The following is an 8,209-nucleotide window of genomic DNA, read 5'->3' as shown; positions in this document are numbered from 1 at the left end:
CCGTAGACCATGCAGACACCGAACTCATTGGGCATAGGGGATGGGAAGGCACCGGATTTCTTTGTAATGAAAAAGCAGCTCCATGGAGGGGCTGTTTTTTTGACTGTAAAAAAGACAGCACAAAAACACGGATGCTATCCGTGCCAGACAGTATTGCGGGCCTCTCAGAATCAGGCGTCAACGCTGAGCATACAGGAAAATCCTGCAGCTGCCCTGAACCTGGGAAGCACTGCTTCATTCGCAGAATCAAATTTCATATGGATTTTTGTCCAATGCTGCGTCATCAGTCTCCTTAAATAGCCTGCTATTCGCGTCGACTGATTCCTTGCATTGAACTAAAATCCAAGAATGAAATTTGATAACGATTGAATCAGTGCTTCCCCGTCGTCCGGGAATGCGGGCTCATGCTGCAAGGGATGGTATCCGTGTTTTTTGTGTTGTCATACTTTTTTACGAATCTGCAGAATCCGTTCTGACGTCCCTGGGCCCCGGGAAGTCGGGGAGGGAAATCAGGAACCTGTAAACAGGGATTCGTGGTTTTCCTTCTGCCAAAGCTGCATTCCGGCCGGAATATTCGCGATGTGCATGACAGAAAGGAAAATGGAATCCTTCCATGGAAAGTTTCCTGCTTTGTCTCTCCATACATTTATATTGCATAAGCCCCCTCTTTTTACAACCTGCCTTTGAAATTTTATCAAGCACTAAGAAAACTCCGCTCTCTGGAAATATATGGCAAGTAAAGTAAAGAATTATGAGAATATCATTAAACTTTTCGTTTCCACGTTCACAAAAACGCGATTTTTTCGATTAATATAGTAGAGGGATGTGAAAGACCTGCAGAATGGAAAGAAGTCATCCATAGATTCCCAAGATGGCCATAGGGGATGCAAGTATGGAAGGCAGGCGTCCATGGGTTAACCCCTTTTACACCCTCCCTGATCAGGTAAAAAGAAAACGCAGAGAAATCCAGGACTTAATGTCTATCGCGGCAGAAATGACGGGAGACTCATGCCTGGCGCGCGCCGTCGTGTCATAACACAGCAGCGGCCGTAGACCATGCAGACACCGAACTCATTGGGCATAGGGGATGGGAAGGCAACGGATTCCTTTGTGGTGAAAAAGCAGCTCCATGGAGGGCTGCTTTTTTATTCTCTTCTCTGATCGGGATTCTGTCAAAACTATCGGGAATCCTTGCGGAAAACAAAATCGGAATTTTTGCAGTATCAACATTTAACACGGATTATATTCTTGTGAAAGCAGAGAACTTTGAGAAAGCGATGAGTATACTGTCGGAAGAAGGATATACTGTAATATAAATTTCAGTTTGCCGGTTTTTGACGGTCCAAGAGCTTCATGCTGTACCGCCATTTCCGTTTACGATAGCATGCAGCAGCTCGGCCATTTCCTCCGACGTTTCCCTGAAGTCCCGCTTGATCCATTCGTCCAGCAGACCGTACAGGCCGTGGGCGTAAAACTTTTCCCGATAGGTGGTCAGGATGTCGTCACCACGATCGGGTGGCGTCATAATCCGGTAAAATGACTCATGGAGCGCTTCCTGCTGTCCGGCTTTGTAGACCAGGGTCAGGATATGACGAATGGATAAGTTGTATTGAAAGAAATGCAGGGCATTATCCGGGTCAAACCGATCCCGGATACTGATATCGTTCAGCTCGGCATATTGCTCCCACATCTTGATGAACTTAAAGGTGATAGCTTCGCTTTTGCTGGTAAAGCTGCGAAAATAGGTCACCCGGCCCACTCCGGCCCGGGAAGTGAGCTCGTCCACCGTGATTTTCTCGATGGGCTTTTCTTTTAGCAGAACCAGAAGCGCATCCGCGATGCATTCCTTGAGATAATCGTTTGACTTGCTCTTTTTTACCTTTCCTGATACTTTTTCGCCGTTTCGTATCATTTCGGCTGCTCCCGTTTGATTATGATTGACAATGTAATCTTGAAACGCTATATTGCAAAAAGATACTAAAATATCATTCTAACCCCACAATACCACTTCTAAACGTGATGGTCAATCATTCAATATGAAGTAAACAGATAAGAGGAATCAGATGAAGAAAGTGCTGAAAATTATAGGAATCGTAGTTATTGTCATTGTCATTGTTGTGCTGATTGTCCTGAAGGTCCTAAGCAACCGGCCGGCGGCACCGACCGATTATCAGACCGCTACAGAAACCGGTGGGACGATTGAAGCAAAATATATGGCCGATGGCTCCTATGAGGTATCGGAGCATGAAGATGCCGTGCTTCAGGAATTCGGAAAATACACGGTATATTATCCTACAGAACTGGAGACATCAGATAAACAGTGGCCGGTGATCGTTATCTGCAACGGGAGCGGTACACCGCTTTCCAAATATCCGGCAGTCGCAAAGCATTATGCATCCTGGGGCTTTATCGTTATCGGCACGGAAGAAGATTATTCATGGAATGCATTCGGCGCTGAGATGAGCATCCGTTATCTTGAACGCTGGAATGAGAATGAAAAGATAGAAGATACAGACAGCATTTTCTATCAGAAGGTTGATTTTGATAATGTGGGTGTTGCAGGACATTCGCAGGGCGGCGTCGGCGTAATTAATGCGGTTACTGCTACGGAACATAAGGATGTCTATAAGACAGCTGTTGCACTTTCGCCGACAAATGAAACGCTTGCACATAATCTGATGTGGGACTATGACCCGACAGAAATTAATGTTCCGATACTCATCATATCCGGTGCTGGCGGCGGAGATGACTGGGTGCTGACCGGTGAACAGCTGGAAGAACTTTATGGGGATATTTCTTCTGAAAAGGTGGCAATGCGCAGGAAGGATACAGCTCATGATCAGGTGCTGTATTCTCCGGACGGATATGTAATGGCCTGGTTTATGTGGCAGCTGCAGGGAGATGAGGAAGCGGCGAAGGCATTTACGGGAGATTCTCCTGAAATTCTGATAAATGAGCTGTATCAGGACCAACAGATTAGCATAGAACAATAAAAAACCGTCTTTAGAAAAAGACAGCCTGACAGACAGCATCGTTTACTGTTAGTCAGGCTGTTTTCTTATGCCCGGATTTCCTGCCCGTTGCAGAAGATTACCCGGATGTCGTCCTTGCTGTGGACGCTGAGGTGGTCGACGAGGCTTGCGAAGGCATCCGCGGAGAAGTCCGTCAAGGTGCTCGATATTTTCTCAAAACCTTTCAGGGCCTTAAGAGAATTTCAATTTTTTTTCTCTCCAGGGGGGTCTAAAAATCAAACCTTCTGCGATATTAGTATCAGAGGGATGAAAAGACCTCATGAGATGATGAATCCCATTTCCTAAATGCTTTCTTCCACATCCGCGGTAGAGAAGAGGGCAGGGGAGAGGGGAGACATCGGGAAATTCCACTTTTCGCCCCTCCTTCTTCTAAAATCGGCCGATGGAAGACAGAAGAAAATGCAAGACCCAAAACAGAAGACAGAAAAGCAATAAGGAAGAGGGACGCAGGACTTTCCTCTCTCTGATGTGCGTATCCTGCATAGGATACGCAAGTCGGGAAAAGTTGGCCCTTAGTCTGCACATAAAGGGGCCTTCCCATGGCTTTCCCGACCGTCCAAGATCTGAGCAGCACCCATGCGAATGGGAGAGCCAAGGCGCAGACGCCTGATTCATTGGTTGAACTTACCTGGAGACTGCCCCTGATAGGCTTTTCTGTTTTTTGCGTGTGGGAAAGACTTAAGCTATCGATATGCTGATTTGGCATATCGATAGCTATTTTTTTATGAAACTTGTACAATAGAAGAAATAGTATCGATTCATGGAGGTTTATATGATTACAGGCGCAGTCAAAAATAAGGTAGACCAGATTTGGATTAACATTGCAGCCGGTGGGATTACGAATCCACTGACGGTTATCGAACAGCTTACTTATCTGATGTTTATCCGTTCCCTGGATGTGAAGGAAATCAGAAATGAGAAGATGGAAGTCCTGACAGGAATGAAGGTGCCTCATATATTTCCTCCCTCTCCGGTGGGACAGGCTATGCGCTGGAGCTATTTTAAGAATAAGGATGCTGATGAAATTTTCCATATCGTCAGCACTTTTGTATTCCCTGCTATTAAGAACATGAGATATGGACAGCTTCCTGACTTTGACGGCAGCGGGAAGATGATACCTATTGCAGACAGGAATGGCGATGAGGATTCTCCGGATACTGCCTTTTCCAAGTTTATGGCTGATGCGGCTTTCTTGGTTCCTACGCCCCAGATGCTGGAGCAGATTATTACGGGCATGGAAGATCTGTATACCAATGATTTGGAAAATAAGGATATGCAGGGTGACCTGTATGAATATATGCTGGGCAAGCTGCAGACCTCCGGAAGAAACGGGCAGTTCCGCACACCCAAGCACATTCGCGACATGATGGTGGCATTGATTCAGCCTGCGCCGGAAGATACAATCTGTGACAAAATCATAGCCGAATTGATACAAGAATATAGAGTGTGAAACACCTCGAACCCCTATGAAATAAGGGGCTTCGAGGTGTTTTTTGTGTTGTGGAGGAGTAGTTTGAAACAGATGGCAGGGAGGCAGGGGAATTTTTCGGTGCTTTTGTTTCGAAGGGGTTGCAAGGCTGAAGGTAAGCCGTTTGTAAGGTGTAGTTCCCCGTTTGCAGGGTGTAAAATGGGCGACGGCATAGAGGCGAGAGCCTGTGGCAGAGTTCGATGAGCGGCTCTGGGGCGCGATGGTGGACTGTGTGACGGTGGGCGTGGAGAAGCGGCTGACCGTGGTGTTTCGGGATGGGACGGGGATGTCATATTGACTGTGCAATCCAATGATATTTTCTATCTATCCAATCTTAAATTTAGGAAAAGTAATTCACTACATTCATTTTGCAGTCATGGTGAAATTTTCAGCACTTGCTTCAGTATGGAAATAAATCCTGCTGCTTGAGGCAACGGTTTTAACGCAAATATGATTCCCGTAGGCGAAGAAAAATCCCACTCCACTTCGATGGTGCGAAAGGCAGATGACATGATTTTGAAACTCTCTCTTGTAAGCAAAATATCATGCGGATGTTCCATAAAGGTGTTCGCCGTATAGAAAGCTGTCAGAGGTTCCGTACGAATGTTTGGATAAGTTTTCTCTATGAATTTGCAGAGCTTGTCCACCGCAGGTGATTCCCTTGGCGGGGTTAGGATGGTGAGGTGGGAAAGGTCGGCAAGTGTCAGGATTTCCTTCTGGCTCAAAGGATGGGAAAAGGGAACCGCCAGTTTGAATTTTTCTTCCCCTAACTTAAATACACAGAAATTTTTGTACCATTCCTTCACATCGTAGGGAGAGGTTATGCAGTCGAACTCTGTACCCAGGACAGAGGATAGCCACTTCGCATTGAATTGATTATCATCGAAAGGAATGATCTGTAGGGAGAAATTTCTTTGTAGCAATTCCGAATCCTGCCATAAAGCTGTCAATAAAGTTGCAGGACGCATCATAGAGGCTCCTACCCGAATTCGCACCTTGTCCTTGGCAGAAATGGCTCTTACTTCTGCCATTGCTTGGTCAGTTTGTTTTTTTATGACGAGAAGTTTGGTTTGCAGCATTTGTCCGGCACGGGTCAGAGATACCCCACGGTTTGTTCGCACAAAGAGCACAGCTTTGACTTCGCCTTCCAGCTCATTCATCTGATTCATCACCGCAACCGGGGAGACAAAAAGTTTTCCTGCAGCCTTGGAGAAACTGCCTGTCTCTGCCACGGCAAGGAATGTCATGTAAATTGAAGCAATCAATTGCAGCACCCTCTTTTGCATTAAGTCTAAGTTACTGCCATATTAACTTATTTCTCACTTCCCGTCAATGCTCCCGGCGGCTATACTGTAATCATCAAGAACAAAGGAAGTGGAGAATAAGATGGACAGAACAATGATTCTGATCGGTGCAGGCAGGGGCCTGGGAAATGCCGTAGCAAGGGAATTTGCCTCCCACGGTTTCCGTGTGGTCTTGGTAGCGAGGAATGAGGAGCGGCTGAGAGACTATGTGAATGAACTTCGTCAGCAGGGGTTCGAAGCGGACTTCAAAGTGGCTGACGCCTTTTACCCGGAGACTTTGACGAAAGCAATCCAGGAGACAGCAATGGAATACGGAACCCCTGATGCGTTGGTCTACAATGTGGGAATCACAGTGCCGGACGGTAGCAGGGAAATCACCAGCCAGCTGCTGATGGAAAGGTATCAGGTGGACGCTGCCAGCGCATATCATTCGGCAATGGTGGTGGCAACAGCAGAATTTGCGGAGAAAAAAGGTGCCATCATCTTCACCGGAGGCGGCTTTGCCAAGACTTTCCAGCCAATCCTTTCCCTTAAACCACTCTGCATTGACAAGGCAGCCCTAAATGCCATGAACATCGTGCTCCACCATGAGCTGGAGCCAAGGGGAATCTTTGTGGGAAGCGTTCTCGTCAGCGGTGTGATAACTCCCGGAGATGAGCGGTATGATCCGGGCAGGATTGCCAAAGAATATTGGAAGATGTATGAGGAACGGCAGGAATATCAAGTGCTTTACTAAGATGGAGGCCATAATATGTTAAAGGATTTGGTAGTATTTTATTCATGGGGAGGCAACACCAAGGCCGTTGCCGAATACATTGGTCAGAAAACAGGGGCAGAATTGCTGGAACTGAAAGTGAGAGTTCCCTATCCGAGGGATTACCGTGCCTGTGTCAATCAGGTTGGCAAGGAGGGAAAGGCTTATGAGCCGGAACTTGCTGTCAGCATTCCGGATTGGATGGACTATGGCAGGATTTTTATCGGCTCCCCCTGCTGGTGGGGAACCATCGCCAATCCCGTGAGAACTTTCCTGCATCAAAGCAATCTCACAGGCAAGACCATTGTGCCCTTTATGACCCACGGGACAAGCGGTATGCACATAGCGGATATCAAAGGACTGTGTCCGGATTCCAAAATCATGGAGGGACTGGGCATCTACAACTGTTATCAGGTAAGCACCACGGTGGACAAGCCTGAGAATATGGGAGATTTTCATTCCTTGGTGGATACCTGGCTGGAGAGAATCAACTTGCATTGATGAAATTTAGAGAGGAGCATACAACATGAAGAGATTTGAAGATAAAGTAGTATTGGTCACCGGCGGCGGAACCGGCATTGGCCGCGGCGTTGCCCGGCGGTTTGCCTCAGAGGGGGCGAAGGTTTTCCTTGTGGGCCGTGACGAAGAGGAACTCAGGGAGTCGGCTGCTTTCGACAGCAAGATGGCATATATGGCAGGGGATATTACCAAGGAAGAAACTCTTGACAAAGTAACCGCAGAGATAAAAAGCCGTTATGGCAGACTGGATATTTTGGTCAACAATGCGGGCTGGGCGCCGGTGACTCCCCTGGCCACCGTGAAGATGGAGGAATACGACAGGGTATTTGCCATCAATGTCCGCGCCCTGGTCAATATGACCATCCATGTACTCCCGCTCCTGAAGGAAAGCCGGGGCAATATCATCAACATGTCCAGCGCCGTATGCGAGAATCATCTGTTGAATATGTCCATGTATGCCGGGACAAAAGCGGCAGTGGAAATCTTCACAAAGATTTGGGCAAAGGAACTGGCCAAAGACGGGGTACGGGTGAATGCCTTAAGCATAGGCTCCATTGAAACCCCCATCTACGGAAAGACTGACCTTTCGGAAGGCGGCATTCAAGAGCATATTGAAAAAGTCACCGCTATGATACCCCAGGGACATTTCGGGAAGCCGGAGGATGTGGCGGCGGTTGCGGCCTTCCTCGGCTCAGAGGAAGCGAGGTTTGTCACTGGATCCATCTATGGCGTGGATGGTGGACTGGGGGCATGACCATGAAAATTGTGATAATTACCGGAAGCCCACATAAAAAAGGGACATCTGCCTTGCATTCTGCAAAAAGGGGATCCTGCCTGCGGCACAGCGGGCTTCCTTATTTCATCAGCCGAATACGTGAGAAGCCATTACGGAGAGCAGATGACGAGAGAGCAGTGGGACCATTTTGAGGGGCCCATGTTTACGGGATTTGATATGGACCATACCATGCTCCGTATTTCAGCCATGAACCTTATGCTCCATTCCATCACCCACCCGGATATTGAGTATAAGGACAGTCTGTCCAAGCAGAATGAAATCAAGGATGCCTTCTCAGTATGCCTAGCAGGAGTTTACAAGTTATGAAAAAGCGATGCTGAAAACGCTAGATTTTAT

10 protein-coding genes are annotated in these 8,209 nt (G+C 47.4%); 8 read left to right on the top strand and 2 right to left on the bottom strand.

What is annotated here, in order from left to right; translation table 11 throughout:
- Both Q0482_RS05895 and Q0482_RS10025 read left to right on the top strand, forming a co-directional pair.
- A partial coding sequence (locus Q0482_RS05895; protein WP_299144593.1) for a hypothetical protein occupies positions 1–296 on the top strand: 296 nt, incomplete at its 5' end.
- 777 nt (positions 297–1,073) lie between these two features.
- A complete protein-coding gene (locus tag Q0482_RS10025; RefSeq protein WP_366517989.1) occupies positions 1,074–1,316 on the top strand; it encodes an ACT domain-containing protein in 243 nt (80 codons plus the stop codon).
- Between the two features lie 35 nt (positions 1,317–1,351).
- On the opposite strand, the gene Q0482_RS05890 is transcribed toward Q0482_RS10025, so the two are convergent.
- A complete protein-coding gene (locus Q0482_RS05890) occupies positions 1,352–1,912 on the bottom strand; it encodes a TetR/AcrR family transcriptional regulator (RefSeq protein WP_299144591.1) in 561 nt (186 codons plus the stop codon).
- A 151-nt stretch (positions 1,913–2,063) separates the two neighbouring features.
- Here Q0482_RS05890 and Q0482_RS05885 point away from each other — a divergent pair, with 151 nt between their 5' ends.
- Positions 2,064–2,993, top strand: a complete 930-nt coding sequence (locus tag Q0482_RS05885; protein WP_299144589.1) for a hypothetical protein — start codon at positions 2,064–2,066, stop codon at positions 2,991–2,993.
- An 811-nt stretch (positions 2,994–3,804) separates the two neighbouring features.
- Positions 3,805–4,482 (top strand): type I restriction-modification system subunit M N-terminal domain-containing protein, encoded by a 678-nt coding sequence (locus tag Q0482_RS05880; protein WP_299144586.1) that lies wholly within the window; start codon positions 3,805–3,807, stop codon positions 4,480–4,482.
- A 392-nt stretch (positions 4,483–4,874) separates the two neighbouring features.
- Here Q0482_RS05880 and Q0482_RS05875 read toward each other — a convergent pair whose 3' ends face one another.
- Positions 4,875–5,765, bottom strand: coding sequence for a LysR family transcriptional regulator (locus tag Q0482_RS05875; RefSeq protein WP_299144583.1), 891 nt, complete (start codon positions 5,763–5,765; stop codon positions 4,875–4,877).
- Between the two features lie 121 nt (positions 5,766–5,886).
- Between Q0482_RS05875 and Q0482_RS05870 the strand changes: the two genes are divergently transcribed.
- The 4 genes from Q0482_RS05870 to Q0482_RS05855 are packed head-to-tail and all read left to right on the top strand — an operon-like array spanning position 5,887 to position 8,179.
- The gene (locus Q0482_RS05870) at positions 5,887–6,540 is read left to right on the top strand and encodes an SDR family NAD(P)-dependent oxidoreductase (protein ID WP_278721677.1); all 654 of its coding nucleotides are present in this window, start codon (positions 5,887–5,889) and stop codon (positions 6,538–6,540) included.
- A 15-nt stretch (positions 6,541–6,555) separates the two neighbouring features.
- On the top strand, positions 6,556–7,059 hold the full coding sequence (locus Q0482_RS05865) for a flavodoxin (protein ID WP_299144574.1): 504 nt from the start codon (positions 6,556–6,558) through the stop codon (positions 7,057–7,059).
- A 25-nt stretch (positions 7,060–7,084) separates the two neighbouring features.
- The gene (locus Q0482_RS05860) at positions 7,085–7,831 is read left to right on the top strand and encodes an SDR family oxidoreductase (protein WP_299144572.1); all 747 of its coding nucleotides are present in this window, start codon (positions 7,085–7,087) and stop codon (positions 7,829–7,831) included.
- A 33-nt stretch (positions 7,832–7,864) separates the two neighbouring features.
- Positions 7,865–8,179, top strand: a complete 315-nt coding sequence (locus Q0482_RS05855) for an N-6 DNA methylase (RefSeq protein ID WP_307973504.1) — start codon at positions 7,865–7,867, stop codon at positions 8,177–8,179.
- Positions 8,180–8,209: the final 30 nt, after the last annotated feature.

The organism is uncultured Dialister sp. (assembly GCF_937959425.1).
Classification (GTDB): Bacteria; Bacillota; Negativicutes; order Veillonellales; family Dialisteraceae; genus Dialister.
This window is presented reverse-complemented; position numbering and strand designations above follow the sequence as displayed.